Annotated in this window: 16 protein-coding genes; all 16 read left to right on the forward strand. The window is 70.0% G+C overall.

What is annotated here, in order from left to right:
- The first annotated feature begins 76 nt into the window (after window positions 1-76).
- The 16 genes from aroC (at window position 77) to HNR28_RS11730 (ending at window position 18,609) form a co-directional block, all read left to right on the forward strand.
- Window positions 77-1,135 (forward strand): chorismate synthase, encoded by a 1,059-nt coding sequence (gene aroC / locus HNR28_RS11655; RefSeq protein ID WP_151024818.1) that lies wholly within the window; start codon window positions 77-79, stop codon window positions 1,133-1,135.
- A 108-nt stretch (window positions 1,136-1,243) separates the two neighbouring features.
- A complete protein-coding gene (locus HNR28_RS11660; protein WP_170288473.1) occupies window positions 1,244-2,056 on the forward strand; it encodes a M48 family metallopeptidase in 813 nt (270 codons plus the stop codon).
- A gap of 248 nt (window positions 2,057-2,304) precedes the next feature.
- Window positions 2,305-3,708, forward strand: a complete 1,404-nt coding sequence (gene leuC / locus HNR28_RS11665) for a 3-isopropylmalate dehydratase large subunit (RefSeq protein ID WP_043682409.1) — start codon at window positions 2,305-2,307, stop codon at window positions 3,706-3,708.
- Window positions 3,709-3,718: 10 nt separating this feature from the next.
- Window positions 3,719-4,375, forward strand: a complete 657-nt coding sequence (leuD, locus tag HNR28_RS11670) for a 3-isopropylmalate dehydratase small subunit (RefSeq protein ID WP_151024816.1) — start codon at window positions 3,719-3,721, stop codon at window positions 4,373-4,375.
- A gap of 121 nt (window positions 4,376-4,496) precedes the next feature.
- Window positions 4,497-5,573 (forward strand): 3-isopropylmalate dehydrogenase, encoded by a 1,077-nt coding sequence (gene leuB, locus HNR28_RS11675; protein WP_043682415.1) that lies wholly within the window; start codon window positions 4,497-4,499, stop codon window positions 5,571-5,573.
- A 66-nt stretch (window positions 5,574-5,639) separates the two neighbouring features.
- Window positions 5,640-6,770, forward strand: coding sequence for an aspartate-semialdehyde dehydrogenase (gene asd / locus HNR28_RS11680; protein WP_151024815.1), 1,131 nt, complete (start codon window positions 5,640-5,642; stop codon window positions 6,768-6,770).
- 2 nt (window positions 6,771-6,772) lie between these two features.
- Window positions 6,773-8,905: a FimV/HubP family polar landmark protein gene (locus HNR28_RS11685; protein WP_184142891.1), complete on the forward strand. Its 2,133-nt coding sequence runs from the start codon at window positions 6,773-6,775 to the stop codon at window positions 8,903-8,905.
- A gap of 76 nt (window positions 8,906-8,981) precedes the next feature.
- Entirely contained in the window at window positions 8,982-9,815 is an 834-nt protein-coding gene (truA, locus tag HNR28_RS11690) for a tRNA pseudouridine(38-40) synthase TruA (RefSeq protein ID WP_151025307.1), read from the forward strand.
- Between the two features lie 279 nt (window positions 9,816-10,094).
- Window positions 10,095-10,709, forward strand: a complete 615-nt coding sequence (locus HNR28_RS11695) for a TRAP transporter small permease subunit (RefSeq protein ID WP_151025308.1) — start codon at window positions 10,095-10,097, stop codon at window positions 10,707-10,709.
- A 2-nt stretch (window positions 10,710-10,711) separates the two neighbouring features.
- Entirely contained in the window at window positions 10,712-12,379 is a 1,668-nt protein-coding gene (locus tag HNR28_RS11700) for a TRAP transporter large permease (protein WP_151025309.1), read from the forward strand.
- A 53-nt stretch (window positions 12,380-12,432) separates the two neighbouring features.
- A complete protein-coding gene (locus HNR28_RS11705) occupies window positions 12,433-13,110 on the forward strand; it encodes a phosphoribosylanthranilate isomerase (protein WP_151025312.1) in 678 nt (225 codons plus the stop codon).
- Window positions 13,111-13,509: 399 nt separating this feature from the next.
- On the forward strand, window positions 13,510-14,478 hold the full coding sequence (locus HNR28_RS11710; protein ID WP_043682429.1) for an ABC transporter substrate binding protein: 969 nt from the start codon (window positions 13,510-13,512) through the stop codon (window positions 14,476-14,478).
- Window positions 14,479-14,569: 91 nt separating this feature from the next.
- A complete protein-coding gene (locus HNR28_RS11715; RefSeq protein WP_043682432.1) occupies window positions 14,570-15,457 on the forward strand; it encodes an ABC transporter permease in 888 nt (295 codons plus the stop codon).
- A gap of 27 nt (window positions 15,458-15,484) precedes the next feature.
- Window positions 15,485-16,279 (forward strand): ABC transporter ATP-binding protein, encoded by a 795-nt coding sequence (locus HNR28_RS11720; protein ID WP_151025310.1) that lies wholly within the window; start codon window positions 15,485-15,487, stop codon window positions 16,277-16,279.
- A 289-nt stretch (window positions 16,280-16,568) separates the two neighbouring features.
- Window positions 16,569-17,117 (forward strand): TetR/AcrR family transcriptional regulator, encoded by a 549-nt coding sequence (locus HNR28_RS18705; RefSeq protein WP_043682437.1) that lies wholly within the window; start codon window positions 16,569-16,571, stop codon window positions 17,115-17,117.
- A 175-nt stretch (window positions 17,118-17,292) separates the two neighbouring features.
- Window positions 17,293-18,609 carry an efflux RND transporter periplasmic adaptor subunit gene (locus tag HNR28_RS11730; RefSeq protein WP_184142893.1) on the forward strand — a complete coding sequence of 439 codons (1,317 nt, stop codon included), beginning with the start codon at window positions 17,293-17,295 and terminating at the stop codon, window positions 18,607-18,609.
- The last annotated feature ends 34 nt before the right edge of the window (window positions 18,610-18,643 follow it).

An 18,643-nucleotide genomic window follows, 5' to 3' on the forward strand; every position in this document is an offset into this window, starting at 1 on the left:
GCCGCGCCCGCGCGCTCCTCGTCCAGGCCGCCCCGGCGCGGCCCCCTGAGAAACCACCACCGAGAAACCACCACCCATGTCCGGCAATACCCTCGGAAACCTGTTTCGTGTCACCAATTTCGGCGAATCGCACGGCCCGGCCATCGGCGCCGTGATCGACGGCTGCCCGCCGGGCATGGCGCTGTCGGAAGCCGACATCCAGGCGGAACTCGACCGGCGCCGGCCGGGCACCTCGCGCCACGTCACCCAGCGCCGCGAGCCGGACACCGTGGAAATCCTGTCGGGCGTGTTCGAGGGCGTGACCACCGGCACGCCCATCGGCCTGCTGATCCGCAACACCGACGCGCGCAGCAGGGACTACAGCAACATCGCCGACACCTTCCGCCCCGGCCACGCCGACTACACCTACTGGAAGAAATACGGCGTGCGCGATCCCCGCGGCGGCGGGCGCTCCTCGGCGCGCCTGACGGCCCCCACCGTGGCGGCGGGCGCGGTGGCGCGCAAATGGCTGATGCAGGAACACGGCGTGCGCATCCGCGGCTGCATGAGCCAGCTCGGGCCGATCCCGATTCCCTTCGTGTCCTGGGACGCCGTGCCGCAGAACCCCTTCTATGCGCCCAACGCCGACATCGTGCCGGAACTCGAAGCCTTCATGGACCGCCTGCGCCACGACGGCGACTCCATCGGCGCGCGCATCGAAGTCACGGCCGAAGGCCTGCCCGCCGGCTGGGGCGAGCCCATCTACGACCGGCTGGACGCGGACATCGCCCACGCCATGATGGGGCTGAACGCCGTCAAGGGCGTGTCGATCGGCTCGGGCTTCGACTGCGTCTCGATGCGCGGCTCGGAACATGGCGACGAACTCGGCCCCGACGGCTTCATGGGCAACCACGCGGGCGGCGTGCTGGGGGGGATTTCCTCCGGCCAGCCGCTGCGGGTGTCGCTGGCGATCAAGCCCACCTCCAGCATCCGCATCGAGCGCCGCTCGGTGAACCGCGCCAACGAGCCGGTCATGGTGCAGACCCTGGGCCGCCACGATCCCTGCGTGGCGATCCGCGCCACGCCCATCGCCGAGGCCCTGCTGGCCATCGTGCTGATGGACCACGCCCTGCGCCACCGGGGGCAATGCGGGTGAGGCCGCACGTGAAAGGGTCCCCGCGGATCCTTTCATATCGGCCGAATCGGCGCGGCCCGCGGGCCGCCCGTCCCATTCTAGACATGCCGCCACTGTGAAGGAATGATGATGATCCGAGCCATCCGAAACCTCTCCGTGATGGGTCTGGCCGCGCTGCTGGCGGCCTGTGCCCAGGTCCAGACCACCCAGTCGGGAGTGGTGGGCGTGAACCGCACCCAGACCATGTCCACCCTGGTGTCCGAGGCCGAACTGAACCAGCAGGCCGAAGTCGAGTACCGCCAGATCCTGGCCCAGGCCAGGGCCAAGGGCGCGCTGGACACCCCGGCCGCGCAGACTCAGCGTGTCCAGGCCATCTCGCGCAAGCTCATCGCCCAGGTCGGCGTCTTCCGGCCGGATGCGCGCAACTGGGCCTGGGAAATCCACCTGCTGAAGTCCGACGAGGTCAACGCCTGGTGCATGCCGGGCGGCAAGATCGCGGTCTACACCGGCCTGCTCGACAAGATCCAGCCCACGGACGCCGAACTGGCGGCGGTGCTGGGGCACGAGATCTCCCACGCCCTGCGGGAGCACGCGCGCGAACAGGTCTCGCGCCAGATGGCCGCCAACGTCGGCCTGTCGATCCTCTCGGCCGTCACCGGCAACCAGGCCGTGGCCGACCTGGGCTCCTCGCTGACGCAGGTCATGTTCACCCTGCCCAACAGCCGCTCCAACGAGACCGAGGCCGACCGCATGGGCGTGGAACTGGCCGCCCGCGCCGGCTACGACCCGCGTGCCGCCATCACGCTGTGGCAGAAGATGGAGCGGTCCGGCGGCGGGGGACAGCCCGAAATCCTGTCCACCCACCCCTCGTCGCAAAGCCGCATCGCGGATCTGCAACAGGCCTCCGGGATCGTGCTGCCGCTCTACCAGGGCAAGAAATAGGGCAGGAATAGGGCAGGAAACGTAGCGCAAGAAACGGCAGCGGCGCCACGCCGCAGCGTTCCCCGCTGCTCACTCCCCGCCACCTCATCCAAGCTGGTATCTGGTACATCCAATACTAGGATGCCTGCTGGCCTTGTCCGGCAAGATCACACTGGCATAATGGATTCATCGCGTCCGCGGACCCGGGTCCTTCCGGGCGTACGCTCGCGGACGGCGCCCCTTTCCCGACGATTCTCGAGGCCACGACCATGCCCCAAACCCTGTACGACAAGCTCTGGGATGCCCATGTGGTGCACCAGGGCCCGGACGGCACCTGTCTGCTGTACATCGACCGCCACCTCGTCCACGAAGTCACCAGCCCGCAGGCCTTCGAGGGCCTGGAACTGGCCGGCCGCAAACCGTGGCGGATCTCCGCCAACCTCGCCGTGGCCGACCACAACGTGCCCACCACGGCGCGCAGCGAGGGCATCCAGGACCCGGTTTCGCGCCTGCAGGTCGAGACCCTGGACAAGAACTGCGACACCTGGGGCATCACCGAATTCCGCATGAACGACCGCCGCCAGGGCATCGTCCACGTCATCGGGCCGGAGCAGGGCGCCACCCTGCCGGGCATGACCGTCGTCTGCGGCGATTCGCACACCAGCACGCACGGCGCCATGGGCGCGCTGGCCTTCGGCATCGGCACCTCCGAAGTCGAGCACGTCCTCGCCACCCAGACGCTGCTGATGAAAAAGAGCCGCAGCATGCTGGTGCGCGTGGAAGGCGAGCTGCCCTTCGGCTGTACGGCCAAGGACCTGATCCTGTACGTGATCGGGCGCATCGGCACGGCCGGCGGCACCGGCTACGCCATCGAGTTCGGCGGCAGCGCCGTGCGCGGCCTGTCCATGGAAGGCCGCATGACGGTCTGCAACATGGCCATCGAGGCCGGCGCGCGCTCGGGCATGGTGGCCGTCGACCAGACCACCATCGATTATTTCAAGGGCCGCCCCTACGCGCCCGAAGGCGCCCTGTGGGATCAGGCCGTGGAATACTGGCGCACCCTGCATTCCGATCCGGACGCCACCTTCGACCGCGTGGTGGAGATCGACGCGGCCGACATCGAGCCGCAGGTCAGCTGGGGCACCTCGCCGGAAATGGTGGCCGCCGTCGGCGCGCAGGTGCCGGACCCGGCCGCCGAGGCCGACGCCGTGCGCCGCAAGGGCATGGAGCGCGCCCTGCAGTACATGGACCTGAAAGCCGGCACGCCGCTGACCGAGATCGCCATCGACAAGGTCTTCATCGGCTCCTGCACCAATGCGCGCATCGAGGACCTGCGCGCCGCCGCCGCCGTGGCCAAGGGCCGCCGCGTGGCCGCCAACGTGCGCCTGGCCATGGTCGTGCCGGGCTCGGGGCTGGTCAAGGCCCAGGCCGAACGCGAAGGCCTGGACCGCGTCTTCCTGGACGCCGGCTTTGAATGGCGCGAGCCGGGCTGTTCGATGTGCCTGGCCATGAACGCCGACCGGCTGGAGCCGGGCGAGCGCTGCGCCTCGACCTCGAACCGCAACTTCGAGGGCCGCCAGGGGCAGGGCGGCCGCACCCATCTGGTCAGCCCCGCCATGGCCGCCGCCGCCGCCGTGGCCGGACATTTCGTCGACGTGCGCACTTTCCAATAGGACTCCGAACATGCAAGCCTTCACCACGCACCGGGGCCTGGTGGCCCCCCTGGACCGGGAAAACGTCGATACCGACCTGATCATTCCCAAGCAGTTCCTGAAATCCATCAAGCGCACGGGCTTCGGCCCCAACCTGTTCGACGAGCTGCGCTACCTGGACCACGGCGAGCCGGGCATGGACAACAGCCGCCGGCCGCCGAATCCGGATTTCGTGCTGAACCAGCCGCGCTATCAGGGCGCCTCGATCCTGCTGTGCCGCAAGAACTTCGGCTGCGGCTCCAGCCGCGAGCACGCGCCCTGGGCGCTGCAGCAGTACGGCTTTCGCGCGCTCATCGCGCCGTCCTACGCCGACATCTTCTTCAACAACAGCTTCAAGAACGGCCTGCTGCCCATCGTGCTGCCCGAGGCCGTGGTGGCGCGCCTGTTCCAGGCGGTCGAAGCCGCGCCGGGCTACGAGCTGACCGTGGATCTGGCCGAGCAGCGGGTGTCCGCGCCCGACGGCGAATCCTGGCCCTTCGAGATCGACGCCTACCGCAAGGAATCGCTGCTGAAGGGCCTGGACGAGATCGGCCAGACCCTGCTGCACGCCGACGAGATCCGCGCCTTCGAGACGCAGCGCATGGCGCGGCACCCCTGGCTGGTGCGCCAGAACCCCGCCAGCCTTTGATTTTTCACCTTTTCCTCAACCCCATGGCGCCGCGCGCGAGCGGCGCCCTCCGGCCCGGCCCGCGGCAGGCGCGAATCCGTTCGCGCACCGGGGACCGGGCCTTCAAGAACCGGAATCTTTCATGACTTCTCGCATCGCAGTCCTGCCGGGCGACGGCATCGGCCCCGAAATCGTCGAACAGGCCGTGCGCGTGCTGCGCGCGCTCGACCTGGACCTGGAGCTGGCCGAGGCGCCCGTGGGCGGCGCCGCCTACGCGGCCAAGGGCCACCCCCTGCCCGAAGACACCCTGGCCCTGGCCAGGCAGTCCGACGCCGTGCTGTTCGGCGCCGTGGGCGACTGGAAATACGACCACCTGGAACGCGCCCTGCGCCCGGAGCAGGCGGTGCTGGGCCTGCGCAAGGCGCTGGGCCTGTTCGCCAACCTGCGCCCGGCGATCCTGTACCCGGAACTGGCCAACGCTTCCTCGCTCAAGCCCGAAGTGGTCGCCGGGCTGGACATCCTGATCGTGCGCGAACTCACGGGCGACATCTATTTCGGCCAGCCGCGCGGTGTGCGCACGCTGGAGGACGGCCCCTTCGCGGGCGAGCGCCAGGGCTACGACACCATGCACTACGCCGAGACGGAAATCCGCCGCATCGCCCACGTGGCCTTCCAGGCCGCCGCCAGGCGCCAGGGCCGGCTGTGCAGCGTGGACAAGGCCAACGTGCTGGAGACCTCGCAGTTCTGGCGCGACATCGTGACCGACGTGGCCCGCGAATACCCCAAGGTCGAACTGTCCCACATGTACGTGGACAACGCCGCGATGCAGCTCGTGCGCGCGCCCAAGGCCTTCGACGTGGTGGTGACCGGCAACCTGTTCGGCGACATCCTGTCGGACGAGGCCGCCATGCTCACGGGCTCGATCGGCATGCTGCCCTCGGCGTCGCTGAACGCCAGCCGGCAGGGCCTGTACGAGCCCAGCCACGGTTCGGCGCCGGACATCGCCGGCCAGAACGTCGCCAATCCCCTGGCGACCATCCTGTCGGCGGCCATGATGCTGCGCTATTCCCTGGACGCGCCCGCCGCCGCCGACCGGATCGAGGCCGCCGTGCAGGCGGTGCTGGCCCAGGGCTTGCGCACGGCCGACATCTTCGAGGCCGGCACCACCCGGGTGTCCACCTCGGAAATGGGCGATGCCGTGCTGAAGGCATTAAACTGAAGCGTTAAACTGACGCATTACACTAGGCGTATACACACATCCACTTTCACGGTTCAGGCAGGGATTATGGCTCAGGCAGTCGGTTTGGTCGGTTGGCGCGGGATGGTCGGCTCGGTGCTCATGCAACGCATGCGCGACGAGAAGGACTTCGATTTGTTTGAACCGGTCTTCTTTTCCACCAGCAACGCGGGCGGCGCGGCGCCGTCGTGGGCGGCGGGCGCGGGCCCCCTGCAGGACGCGCACGACATCGAGGCCCTGCGCAAGCTGCCGATCATCGTCACCGCCCAGGGCGGCGACTACACCACCGAGGTCTACCCCAGGCTGCGCGCCGCCGGCTGGAAGGGCCTGTGGATCGACGCCGCCAGCACCCTGCGCATGAAGGACGACGCCATCATCGTCCTCGACCCGGTCAACCGCCCGGTGATCGACGCCGCCCTGCAGCGCGGCGTACGCGACTTCATCGGCGGCAACTGCACCGTCAGCTGCATGCTGATGGGCCTGGCGGGCCTGTTCAAGGCCGACATGGTCGAATGGATGACCTCCATGACCTACCAGGCCGCCTCGGGCGGCGGCGCGCGCCACATGCGCGAGCTGCTGGTCCAGTTCGGCATCCTCAACCGCGCCGTGGCCGACCAGCTCGCCGACCCGGCCTCGGCCATCCTGGACATCGACCGGGGCGTGCTGCAGGCCCAGCAGGATCCCGGCCTGCCGCGCGAGAACTTCGGCGTGCCGCTGGGCGGCAGCCTGATTCCCTGGATCGACAAGGACCTGGGCAACGGCGTCTCGCGCGAGGAATGGAAGGGCGGCGCGGAAACCAACAAGATCCTCGGGCGCGGCCCGGGCTTCGGCACCGATCCGGTGCCGGTCGACGGCCTGTGCGTGCGGATCGGCGCCATGCGCTGCCACAGCCAGGCGCTCACCATCAAGCTGCGGCGCGACATCCCGCTGGACGAGATCAACGACGCCGTGCGCACCGGCACCGACTGGGCCCGCCTGGTGCCCAACGACCGCGAATCCTCCATGCGGGACCTGACTCCCGTGGCGGTGACCGGCACGCTGGACATTCCCGTCGGGCGCCTGCGCAAGATGTCCATGGGCCCCGAATACCTCAGCGCCTTCACGGTCGGCGACCAGCTGCTCTGGGGCGCCGCCGAACCTCTGCGCCGCATGCTGCGCATTGCCTTGGGTGAACTCTGAACATGAGTGAAAAAGGCCCCCACGCTGCGCCTTCGGCCGGCCGCGTCCACGCTGCGCTTCCGGCGCGCATCCGCTTCGCGGCCGGCGCGCTGGCGCTGGCTTTCCTGACGGGCGGGGCGGCCCAGGCGGCGACTTTCGGGCATGCGCGCCTGGCCTCGGGCGCCGGCGAGCCGCTGCTGATCCTGGTGCCGGTGTCGGGCCTGACGGACGCCGATGTGCAGGCGCTGTCGGCCCGGCCCGCGCCGGCGGCCGACTGGGCGCAGGCCGGCCTGACGCCGCCGGTGCCCCTGGACAGCCTGTCCGTTTCCGTCGGCGCCGACGTCCGGCCCGATGGGCGCCGCGTCCTGCGCATCGGCTCCGGGCGGGCCTTCGACGGCACGCTGGCCGACCTGCTGCTGGACGTGCGCACCGCCACCGGCGAACAGCGCTATCAGGTCTCGCTGGTGGCGCCGGGGCCGGCCCGCGCCGCCGCCCCCGCCGCCGCCGCGGCGCCGGCGGGGCAGGGCGGGGCCTCGGCGACCGCCGTGGGGGCGGCGCCGCACACCAGCACCCGGCGGGTGCCGGCCGGCGCCATCGCCGTGCGCCGCGGCGACACGATGTTCGCCATCAGCCGCCGCCATGCGGTCGATGGCGTGACCCTCTACCAATTGATGATGGCGCTGCAGCGCGCCAATCCGCAGGCCTTCATCCACGGCAACGTCAACCTGGTGCGCGCCGGCGCGTCGCTGGCGGTGCCGGACATCAACGACATGCTGTCGATTTCCGACGCCGAGGCGCGGCGCCAGTTCCAGGTCCAGGCCGCCGCCTTCGCACGGATGCGCGCGCGCCTGGCCGGCACTGCGGCCGCGGCGGGCGCGGGCCAGGCCTCGGCCGGCGCCGTCTCGCGGGATGAATCGCACGCGCGGGCCGAGCCCGCCGCATCGGCGGGCGACCGCCTGCGCCTGAGCGAAGCCGGGCGCGGCGGCGCCGATGCGGCGGCCGACGCCCGCGCGGCGCGCGGCCATGCCTTGAAGGACGCCGAATCGCGGGTCGGCCAGCTCGAAAGCAACGTCCAGAACCTGAACCAGGCGCTCCAGGCCCAGGGCGAGGCCGCGCGCAGCGCCGTCGCCCAGGGAGCCGCGGCCATCGGCCAGTCGATCCAGGAGGTCGCCAGCGCGATCAGCGAAGCCAGCCAGGAAGCCGCCGCCCAGGCCGACGAAGCGGTTTCGGCGGGCGGCGAAGCCGGGGCTTCCGGCGCGCCCGGCGCCTCGGGGATCCCGGGCGCCGCCGGTGCGAAAGGGGCTTCCGGTGGGAAGGGAGCTTCCGGTGCCGCGGCCGCGGCGGGGGCTTCAGGCGCATCGGGCGCCTCGGCTGGGTCCAGGGCCTCGGGTGGATCCAATGTTTCGGGCGCCTCCAATGCCTCCGGGACGCCCGGTTCCGCAGGCGCAGCGGGCTCGACGGCTGGATCTTCGGGCTCGGTGGGAACTGCCGGGTCTCCGGGTGCGTCAGGCGCTCAAGGCGCTACGCAGGTTCCAGGCGCTGCGGGAGCCCCGGGCGCCGGGACTGGCGCGGCCGCGGCCGGGACCCAGGCCGCCTCCGGCGCCGCGGAGGCCGGCTCCATGGCTGGCGGCGGAGCCGCTTCCGCCGGCGGTGCGGCTGCTTCGGGCGCCGGTGCGAATTCGGGCGCCGGTGTGAATTCGGGCGCCGGTGTGAATTCGGGCGCCGGTGCGAATGGCACAGCTGGTGCGGCCGGTGCGCCTGGATCCCAGGCCGCCGGATCGTCCGCGAACACGGCGGGCGCCTCGGCCACCGGCTCCGCCGTGGCGGGCTCCGGCTCCACAGCCGCAGCAGGCACCGGCACGGCCGCCGCGGGATCCGCCGGATCGGCGCCCAACCCGGCCGCCCTGGCGGCCGAGCTGCAGCCCTCCGAGCGTGCCCAGCACCGGGCCTCGTGGCTGCAAGACCACCTGCTGGGCGTGATGACGGGCCTGCTCGCCCTGATCGTGCTCATCATCGCCTGGCTGCTGCGCCGGGCCAACGCCGCCCGGGACGAGGCCGACGCCACCCCCCGGGTAACCGAATCCATGGTGCGCGAGCGGATCCAGGACATCGACCTGGATCTCGAACCAGGCGAATCGCGCCCGCCGCGGTCCTAGCCGGACGCGGACGGGCGGCCCTGCCGGCCTTCCGTCCGCTCCGGCGCCCCGTGCGCACACCGGAAACCGAACCTCGATGGGACGCATCGCGCTCGGCTTGAGCTACGACGGCCGGGGCTGGCAGGGCTGGCAGACCCAGCCCGGCGGCCGGACCCTGCAGGACGCCCTGGAGTCGGCGCTGCGCCGCTTCCTGGCGGCGCCCGCCGTGGCCACCGTGTGCGCCGGCCGCACCGACGCCGGCGTGCACGCGCTGCAGCAGGTCGTGCACCTGGACACCGGGGCGGTGCGGCGCGACGAATCCTGGGTGCGCGGGCTGAACGCCCTGCTGCCGGATACCGTGGCCGTGCAGTGGGCCCGCGCCGTCCCCGAGAGCTTCCACGCCCGCTTCGACGCCCGGGCGCGAACCTACTTCTACGTGCTGCGCAGCGCCCCGGTGCGCTCTCCCATCCTGCATGGCCGGGTCGGCTGGGTGCACGACCGGCTCGACGACGACGCCATGCGCGCCGCCGCGGCGCTGCTCGTGGGCGAACACGATTTCAGCGCCTTCCGCTCGTCCGAATGCCAGGCGGCCAGCCCGGTGCGCACCCTGCAGGCGCTGGAGATCGTGCGCAATGGGGATTTCCTGGTGTTCGAGTTCCGCGCCAACGCCTTCCTGCACCACATGGTGCGCAACCTGATGGGCGTGCTGGTGATGGTGGGGCGGGGCCGGCGCCCGCCCGGGTGGGCGGCGGAACTGTTGCTCGAGCGCGACCGGCGGCGCGCCGCGCCCACCTTCATGCCCGACGGCCTGTACCTGGCGCACGCCGCTTATCCGGATGCGGACCTGCCGCAGCGCACGGCCCGCGAGGCCCTGCGCCATCACCTGGGAGGGCTGGATGCCTCTTCGGGTACGGCTGGCCCTCAGCCGTAGCAGCCCTCCGCCTCGCGGCCTGTACCCACCTCGCGGCCTGTACCCACCTCGCGGCCTGCAAGCCGCTCCGATTCGGTAGGCGTGGACCAGTCCGCAGGGACTGCTCCACGTCCCACCTCATCCGCTCCGATTCGTCTGGCATGGGGCAGTCCGTAGGGGACTGCCCTATGTCCCGCCTCATCCCGAGGCGGCATGTTTGATGCTTCGTATAGAATTGAGCGATTTGATTGCGGACGGCGCAAGCCCGCGCCGTTCCATTTCCTGTTTCATGGAAGCACGATGAAACTTCTCCTGACGATCTCCCGATGGATCGACGCTTTGAACACGGTCGTCGGCCGGGCCGTGACCTGGCTCGTGCTGGTGGTGGCCGTGGTCAGCGCCGGCAACGCCGTGGCGCGCAAGCTGTTCAGCCTCGGGTCCAACGCCTGGCTGGAATTGCAGTGGTACCTGTTCGGGGCCATCTTCCTGCTGGCGGCGGGCTACACCTTCCTGCGCAACGAACACGTGCGGGTGGACGTCCTGTCGCAGAAGCTGCCCGAGCGCGCCCAGGTCGGCATCGAGATCTTCGGCGTGCTGTTCTTCCTGCTGCCGGCGGCCTGCCTGGTGTTCTGGCTGTCGATCCCGTTCTTCTGGGAATCCTGGATCACCCATGAGCTGTCCTCGAACACCGAGGGCCTGATCCGCTGGCCGGCCAAGCTCCTGATCCCGGTCGGCTTCGCCCTGCTGATCCTGGCGGGGCTGTCGCACCTGGTCAAGTGCATCGGCTTTTTGCGCGGCCAGTGTCCCAATCCGATGCAGGTCTCCAGCGGCAAGAGCGACGAGGAAGCGCTGGTGGAAGACATCCTGGCGGCCCAGCGGCAGGCCGGCCTCGAACAACAAGAGCAGGGACGCTGAGCATGGAATTCCTCGTCGACAATCTCGCGCCGATCATGTTCTTCAACCTGATCGTGTTCCTGCTGCTGGGTTTTCCGGTCGCCTTCTCGCTGGCCGCCACGGGCGTGCTCTACGGCCTGGTGGCCATCGACCTGAACCTGATGAGCCCGCTGCTGTTCCAGGCGCTGCCCCAGCGCGTGTTCGGCATCGTCGGCAACGACACGCTGCTGGCCGTGCCCTTCTTCACCTTCATGGGGCTGATCCTGGAGCGCTCCGGCATGGCCGAGGACCTGCTCGACACGGTCGGCCAGCTCTTCGGCCCGCTGCGCGGCGGCCTGGCGATCGCGGTGGTGTTCGTCGGCGCGCTGCTGGCGGCGACCACCGGCGTGGTGTCGGCCTCGGTCATTTCCATGGGCCTGATCTCGCTGCCCATCATGCTGCGCTACGGCTACGACCGGCGCCTGGCCTCCGGCGTCATCGCCGCCTCCGGCACGCTGTCGCAGATCATCCCGCCCTCGCTGGTGCTGATCATCCTGGCCGACCAGCTCGGACGCTCCATCGGCGACATGTACCGGGGCGCCATGCTGCCCGGCCTGCTGCTGGCCGGGGCCTACATGGCGTACATCTTCCTGGTGGCCATCGTGCGGCCCGGCCACGTGCCGGCCCTGCCGCCGGAGGCGCGCGGCTTCGTCGACGAGCGCGGCCGGCGCGGCCTGCGCTCCCTGGCGCTCCTGACGCTGATCGCGGCCGCGGCGGCCTACTGGGGCTCGGACTACTATTTCCGCGCCCACACCGACGTGCCGGTGGACGAGCGCGTCGTCATCGTCCTGCTGATCTGGGGCGCGGCCGCCCTGGCGATGGCCCTGGCCAACCGCTTCCTGCGCCTGAAGCTGCTGTCGCCCCTGGCCGAGCGGGTCGTGTTCGTGATGATTCCGCCGCTGGCGCTGATCTTCCTGGTGCTGGGCACGATCTTCATCGGCGTGGCCACGCCCACCGAGGGCGGCGCGATGGGCGCCATCGGCGCGCTCATCATGGCGGTGTCGCGCGGCCGCTTCTCCATGAAGCAGCTGCGCCAGGCCATGGAAAGCACGGCCCGGCTGTCCTGCTTCGTGGTGTTCATCCTGGTGGGCTCGACCATCTTCAGCCTCAGCTTCCGCGGCATCAACGGCGATCTCTGGGTGGAACAATTGCTGCTGCACGTGCCCGGCGGCGAACTGGGCTTCCTGGTCGTGGTCAGCGTGATGACCTTCTTCCTGGCCTTCTTCCTGGATTTCTTCGAGCTGGCCTTCATCATTGTGCCGCTGCTGGGGCCGGTGGCCGAAAAGATGGGCATCGACCTGATCTGGTTCGGCGTGCTGCTGGCGGTGAACATGCAGACCTCCTTCGTGCACCCGCCGTTCGGCTTCGCCCTGTTCTACCTGCGCTCCGTGGCCCCCAAGGAGGACTACCACGACCGCGTCACCGGCAAGCTGATCGCCAAGGTCACCACGGCCCAGATCTACTGGGGCTCGATTCCCTTCATCGTCATCCAGATCCTGATGGTGGCGACGGTGCTGGCCTTCCCCGGCCTGGTGACGCACTACAAGAGCGACGCGCCCACCATCGATCCGGCCAGCGTCACCTTCGGCCAGGACAGCGCCTACGGCCAGGACGGCTACGGTTCGGGCGACGCGGGGGACGCGTTCCGATGAGCGCGCCGGCCGCCTCGCCGGACGGCGCGGAGCCCGCCTCCGTGCTCGCGCCCATGTCCCTGGCCGGGCCGCGCCGCACGCGCGTCAAGATCTGCGGGCTGACCCGGCCGCAGGACCTGGACGCGGCCGTGGCCGCGGGCGCCGACGCCATCGGCCTGGTCTTCTATCCGCCCAGCCGCCGCTGCCTCGCGCCGGACCGGGCCGCCGCGCTGCGCGCCCGGGTGCCGGCCTTCGTTGGCGTCACGGCCCTGTTCGTCAATCCCGAAGCCGATGCGGTGCGCCGGGTGATCGAGACCGTGCGCCCCGACCTGCTGCAATTCCATGGCGAGGAATCGCCCGGCTTCTGCACCGGCTTCGGCGTGCGCCACGTCAAGGCCTTCCGCGCGGGAGCGCCCGGGCTGGACTCGCCGGCCGCGCTGGCGCGGGCCTGCGCGGCCCACGGCGAGGCGGCCGGCTGGCTGTTCGACAGCTACAGCGCCGGCTACGGCGGCAGCGGCGGCGGTTTCGACACCGCGCTGCTGGCCGATGTCCCGCGCGGCCCCGGCACGCCGGCCCTGATCCTGTCGGGCGGCCTGAAGGCGGAAACGGTCGGCGGGCAGATCGCCGCCCTGGCGCCCTACGCCGTGGACGTCAGCAGCGGGGTGGAATCGGCGCCCGGAATCAAGGACGCGGCGCGCATCCAGGCCTTCATGCGGGCGGTGCGCGCCGCCGACGCCCGGCGCGACGCCTGAGCCGCACGCCGCCTGAGCCGTGCGGCACCCGAACCGTGCGACACCCGAACCGTGCGACACCCGGGCCGCGAGCCGCGCGAGACCTGAGCCGCGCACCGCCCGAACGGCATTCCGCGCGCGATGCGCGGCTGCGCCCCGTGGCATCAATCGCCGGACGGGGCGGGGCTTTGATGGCGCGGAGAGAGGACGTCCGGTGTTTATTGAACTTTGATTCCGTTTTTCTCCACCTTATTGGCATTTGATGCTTCGATCGCCGCGCCATTTCGCGTCCAAGCTACAATAATTGCCGCCGCAGGGATATCCCCTGCAGAAAATATTGGTGCCGGCGGGTAGACTGGACGCCGCATTGCCCGATCCGGACACGACCCGGCATCGTTCCCCATTCAAAGGAGTTCCTTCATGAAGCTGCATTCCGTCCTTCGCTCGCTCGCCGGCGCCGCCGCCGTGGCGGGCGCGCTGGCCGCCGCGCCGGCCCAGGCGCAATCCGTGGCGGTCACCTCCATCGTCGAGCATCCCGCCCTCGATGCCGTGAAGGACGGCGTGCACGAAGCCCTGGCCGCCGCCGGCTACACCGAGGCCAAGGGCCTGAAATGGCAATTCCAGACGGCCCAGGGCAATACCGCCATCGCCGCCCAGATCGCCCGCAAGTTCGTGGGCGACAAGCCCGACGTGATCGTCGCCATCGCCACGCCCTCGGCCCAGGCCGTGGTCGCCGCCACCAAGACCATTCCGGTGGTCTATTCCGCCGTCACCGATCCGGTGGCCGCGCAGTTGGTGCCGGGCTGGGAAGCCTCGGGCACCAACGTCACCGGCGTGTCCGACGCCCTGTCGCTGGAAAAGCAGGTCGATCTGATCAAGAAGGTCGTGCCCGGCGCCAAGAAGGTCGGCATGGTCTACAACCCCGGCGAGGCCAATTCCGTGGTCGTGGTGAAACGCCTGCGCGAACTGCTGCCGCAGTCGGGCATGAGCCTGGTGGAAGCCACCGCCGCCCGCACCGTGGACGTGGGCGCCGCCGCCCGCAGCCTGGTGGGCAAGGTCGACGTGATCTACACCAATACCGACAACAACGTGGTCTCGGCCTACGAATCGCTGGTCAAGGTCGGCAATTCCGCCAAGATCCCCCTGGTGGCTTCCGACACCGACAGCGTCAAGCGCGGCGCCATCGCCGCCCTGGGCGTGAACTACCACGACCTGGGCGTGCAGACCGGCAAGCTCGTGGTGCGCATCCTGAAGGGCGAGAAGCCCGGCGCCATCGCTTCCGAGACCAGCTCCAAGCTCGAACTCTACGTCAACCCCGGCGCGGCGGCCCAGCAGGGCGCGACCCTGTCCGACGCCCTGATCAAGTCGGCCGCCCAGGTCGTCAAGTAAATCCCCGCGCGTTTCGCATCCCCGGGCCGCCTCCAGGCGGCCCGGCTGTCATGGCGGCTTCCCCGCGGCCGCATCCAGAGATTTTCATTCCATGTCCATCTATTCCATGTGGGGTGCCTTCGAGATCGGGCTGATATTCGGCCTGGTCGCGTTGGGCGTCCTCATTTCCTTCCGCGTGCTGAACTTCCCCGACCTGACGGTGGACGGCAGCTTTCCGCTGGGCGGCGCGACGGCCGCCATCCTGATCCATCACGGCACGGATCCCTTCCTGGCGACCGGCGCCGCCACCCTGGCCGCCGGCTTCGCCGGCATGGTGACGGGCTGGCTCAACGTCCGGCTGAAGATCATGGACCTGCTCGCCAGCATCCTGATGATGATCGCCCTGTATTCGATCAACCTGCGCGTCATGGACGCGCCCAACGTGCCGCTGATCACCGACCCCACCGTGTTCACCGTGCTGCAGCCGGAGGGCATCGAGGACTACGTCGCGCGCCCGCTCATCCTGCTGGCGCTGGTGGTGATCGTCAAGCTGCTGCTGGACTGGTTCTTCGCCACCCAGGTGGGCCTGGCGATGCGCTCGACCGGCTCGAACCCGCGCATGGCGCGGGCCCAGGGCATCCGCACCGGCAACATGGTCCTGCTGGGCATGGCGATCTCCAACGCCCTGTGTGGCCTGGGCGGCGCGCTGTTCGCCCAGTCGCAGGGCGGGGCGGACATCTCCATGGGCATCGGCACCATCGTCATCGGCCTGGCCGCCGTCATCATCGGCGAGTCCATCCTGCCCAGCCGTCGCCTGATGGTGGCGACGCTGGCCGTGGTGGTCGGTGCCGTGCTCTATCGCTTCTTCATCGCGCTGGCGCTGAACGCGGATTTCGTGGGCCTGAAGGCCCAGGACCTGAACCTGGTCACGGCCGTGCTGGTCACGATCGCGCTGGTGATCCCGCTCGCCAAGCAGCGTTTCCGCAAAAAGAAGGCCTAGGGCCTGTCCATACAAAGAGGCCCCGCCATGCTGAGCGCCCAGAACCTGCATCTCACCTTCAACCCCGGCACGCCCATCGAAACACAGGCCCTGCGCGGCATGTCGCTGGACATCCCGGCGGGCCAGTTCGTCACCGTGATCGGCTCCAACGGCGCGGGCAAGTCCACCTTCCTGAACGCCATCTCCGGCGAGCAGGGCGTGGATAGCGGCGCCATCCTGATCGACGGCGAGGATGTCACGCGCCAGCCGGTCTGGGACCGCGCGCGCAAGGTCGCGCGCGTCTTCCAGGACCCCATGGCCGGCACCTGTGAAAACCTGACCATCGAGGAAAACATGTCCCTGGCCCTGGGCCGGGGCCAGTTCCGCAGCCTGCGCCAGGCGGTGCGCGAGGAAATGTGCGTGCTGTTCCGCGAGCGCCTGGCCATGCTGGGGCTGGGGCTGGAAAACCGCCTGACCGACCGGATCGGCCTGCTCTCGGGCGGCCAGCGCCAGGCCGTGAGCCTGCTGATGGCGGCCCTGCGCCCCTCGCGCATCCTGCTGCTGGACGAGCACACGGCGGCGCTGGACCCGCGCACCGCCCAGTTCGTGCTGGAGCTGACCGTCCGCATCGTGGCCGAGCACGGCCTGACCACGATGATGGTCACCCACAGCATGCGCCAGGCCCTGGACGTGGGCGACCGCACCGTCATGCTGCACCAGGGCCGGGTGGTGCTCGACGTCGCGGGCGACACCCGCCGCGGCCTGGAAGTCCCCGACCTGCTCGCCATGTTCGAGAAAGTGCGCGGCGAGGAACTCGCCGACGACGCGTTGCTATTAGGATGAGGCTGGACACGAAAGAGTCCCTGCGGACTCTTTCGTGCCTGCCGAATCCGAGCGGCTTGCAAGCCGCGAGGTGGAGGGCTGCGGCAATTTGAGAAGAGAGTCCCTGCGGACTCTTTCGTGCCTGCCGAATCCGAGCGGCTTGCAAGCCGCGAGGTGGAGGGCTGCGGCAATTTGAGAAGAGAGTCCCTGCGGACTCTTTCGTGCCTGCCGAATCCGAGCGGCTTGCAAGCCGCGAGGTGGGCGCAAAATTCTTTTTGACAAAAAACGCATTTGTTGTCAGAATGCGCCGATGTCACCCAAACTCAGTTCGGAAGCCATGATCGCGCGGCGCGCCAGGATACTGGACGCGGCGCGCTGGTGCTTCCTGAATTTCGGCTTCGCCCGCACGTCCCTGGGCGACATCGCCCAGCGCGCGGGGATCTCCCGCACCTTGCTCTACCGCAGCTTCAAGGACAAGGAAGACCTCTTCATGCAGGTCTTCGACGACTGGATGCTGTCGCGCCTGCCGCTCGCCATGGAAGTGGTGCAGGCGCCCGGCTCGCCGCGCGAACGCCTGTTCGCCGTCTGCCGGCGCGTGCTGCTGGAGCCCTGGTCCGAAATGGAAGCCGCGCCCATGTCCAGCGAATTCCTGGAAGTCTGCCAGGGCCTGAGCCCCGAAGTCGCCGGCCGGCACCGCGCGTCCCTGCTGGAATGCCTGGACCGCGTGTTCGACGATCCCGCGGTCGCCCTGGTGTTCCTGCTGGCCATGGAAGGCCAGATCGAGGACAGGCCCCGCCTGGAAGTCCTGGAGCGCCGGATCCGCATCCTCGTGGACCACTTCGCGGCGGACGGGGCATGACGCATGGATTCATGGGGCACGAGTCCAGGCCGCCGCATCGGTTTTCAGGGTTTTCCCCTTATACTTTTGGCTTGCCTGCGGGGCCGGCGATCCTGGCCTTCGCATGGCCGGGTGGCCATTTTTTCGCTTCATCAATCGAAAAAAATCGAAAATCAACATTTCTGGAGCTTTTCCTATGGTCTTTGATCGACTGACCGCCGTCCGGACCCTGCGGCCTCTCGCGCTGGTGTCGCTGCTGGCCCTGGCCGCCTGCTCGGGCGAGCCGCAGCAGGGGATGCAGGACATGAAGGTCCCGGTCAGCGTGGTGCAGGTCCAGCCCCAGGCCGCCGTCATCCGCACCGAACTGCCCGGCCGCGTGCAGGCGATCGAGGACGCGGAAATCCGCGCCCGGGTCAACGGTATCGTGCAGTCCATCGACTTCGAGCAGGGCAGCCGGGTCAAGGCCGGCCAGCTGCTCTTCACCATCGACCCGGCGCCGTACCGCGCGGCCCGCGACCAGGCCGCCGCGCAGCTGAAAAACGCCCAGGCGTCGGCGCAGACGGCACGCCTGCTGGCGCAGCGCTACGCCACCCTCATCAAGCAGCACGCGGTCAGCCAGCAGGAATACGACAACGCCGTCGCCCAGGCGCGCCAGGCCGAGGCGGCCATCGCCGCGGCGCAGGCCGCGCTGGACGCGGCGCAGATCAACCTGGACTACACCCGGGTCACCTCGCCCATCGACGGCACCATCGGCAAGGCCCAGGTCACCGTGGGGGCGCTGGTGAGCGCCACCTCCGCCACCTCGCTGGCCACCGTGCACCGCCTGGACCAGGTCTATGTGGACATCACCCAGCCGGTGGCGCAGATCGCCGCCCTGCGCCGCCAGATCGCCGACGGCATCGTCAAGCCCGACGCCAACGGCGACGCCCAGGCCGAGGTCCTGCTGGACGGCGGCGGCACCTACCGCCATCCCGGCAAGCTGCTGTTCTCGGGCGTGGCCGTCGATCCCGGCACGGGCCAGGTGAACCTGCGCGCGCTGTTCCCCAATCCGGAACAGATCCTGCTGCCCGGCCTGTACGTGCGCGTGCGCCTGGTGCAGGGCGTGGACCAGCAGGCCCTGGTGGTGCCCGAGCAGGCCATCCAGCGTGCTTCCGACGGCAACAGCACGGTCGTCCTGATCAAGGACGGCAAGGCGACCTTCACGCCGATCCAGGTGGGGCCGCACACCGACAAGGGCTACATCGTCTATCAGGGCATCCAGGCGGGCGACCAGCTGATGGTCGAGGGCTTCCAGAAGGTCCGTCCGGGCGCTCCGGTCCAGCCCATCCCCTGGAAGGGCCAGGCGCCGGGCGGCCAGGCGGGGCAGGGCGGCGCGGCCCAGCCGCCCGCCGCGGGCGGCCAGGGCGGCGCTGAACAGGCCGGCGGCCAGGCCGCGGGCGACAAGGCCGCCGGCGGGCAGCCCGCGGGCGCCAAGCCCGCCGAAGGCCAGGCCGCACAGGGCCAGGCTCACTGATCCGGCCCCGGCCGCCCGACACCCCTCCTCCGGA

This window comes from Castellaniella defragrans, from assembly GCF_014203015.1.
GTDB classification, from domain to species: domain Bacteria; phylum Pseudomonadota; class Gammaproteobacteria; order Burkholderiales; family Burkholderiaceae_B; genus Castellaniella; species Castellaniella defragrans.

Bases quoted from the DNA above. Each gene is read 5' to 3' on its own strand.
- leuB (WP_043682415.1), top strand. From the start codon at position 4,497: ATGACTTCTCGCATCGCAGTCCTGCCGGGCGACGGCATCGGCCCCGAA.
- HNR28_RS11695 (WP_151025308.1), top strand. From the start codon at position 10,095: ATGAAACTTCTCCTGACGATCTCCCGATGGATCGACGCTTTGAACACG.
- HNR28_RS11715 (WP_043682432.1), top strand. From the start codon at position 14,570: ATGTCCATCTATTCCATGTGGGGTGCCTTCGAGATCGGGCTGATATTC.
- truA (WP_151025307.1), top strand. From the start codon at position 8,982: ATGGGACGCATCGCGCTCGGCTTGAGCTACGACGGCCGGGGCTGGCAG.
- HNR28_RS18705 (WP_043682437.1), top strand. From the start codon at position 16,569: ATGTCACCCAAACTCAGTTCGGAAGCCATGATCGCGCGGCGCGCCAGG.
- HNR28_RS11685 (WP_184142891.1), top strand. From the start codon at position 6,773: ATGAGTGAAAAAGGCCCCCACGCTGCGCCTTCGGCCGGCCGCGTCCAC.
- HNR28_RS11730 (WP_184142893.1), top strand. From the start codon at position 17,293: ATGGTCTTTGATCGACTGACCGCCGTCCGGACCCTGCGGCCTCTCGCG.
- leuD (WP_151024816.1), top strand. From the start codon at position 3,719: ATGCAAGCCTTCACCACGCACCGGGGCCTGGTGGCCCCCCTGGACCGG.
- aroC (WP_151024818.1), top strand. From the start codon at position 77: ATGTCCGGCAATACCCTCGGAAACCTGTTTCGTGTCACCAATTTCGGC.
- leuC (WP_043682409.1), top strand. From the start codon at position 2,305: ATGCCCCAAACCCTGTACGACAAGCTCTGGGATGCCCATGTGGTGCAC.
- HNR28_RS11660 (WP_170288473.1), top strand. From the start codon at position 1,244: ATGATCCGAGCCATCCGAAACCTCTCCGTGATGGGTCTGGCCGCGCTG.
- asd (WP_151024815.1), top strand. From the start codon at position 5,640: ATGGCTCAGGCAGTCGGTTTGGTCGGTTGGCGCGGGATGGTCGGCTCG.
- HNR28_RS11700 (WP_151025309.1), top strand. From the start codon at position 10,712: ATGGAATTCCTCGTCGACAATCTCGCGCCGATCATGTTCTTCAACCTG.
- HNR28_RS11710 (WP_043682429.1), top strand. From the start codon at position 13,510: ATGAAGCTGCATTCCGTCCTTCGCTCGCTCGCCGGCGCCGCCGCCGTG.
- HNR28_RS11705 (WP_151025312.1), top strand. From the start codon at position 12,433: ATGTCCCTGGCCGGGCCGCGCCGCACGCGCGTCAAGATCTGCGGGCTG.
- HNR28_RS11720 (WP_151025310.1), top strand. From the start codon at position 15,485: ATGCTGAGCGCCCAGAACCTGCATCTCACCTTCAACCCCGGCACGCCC.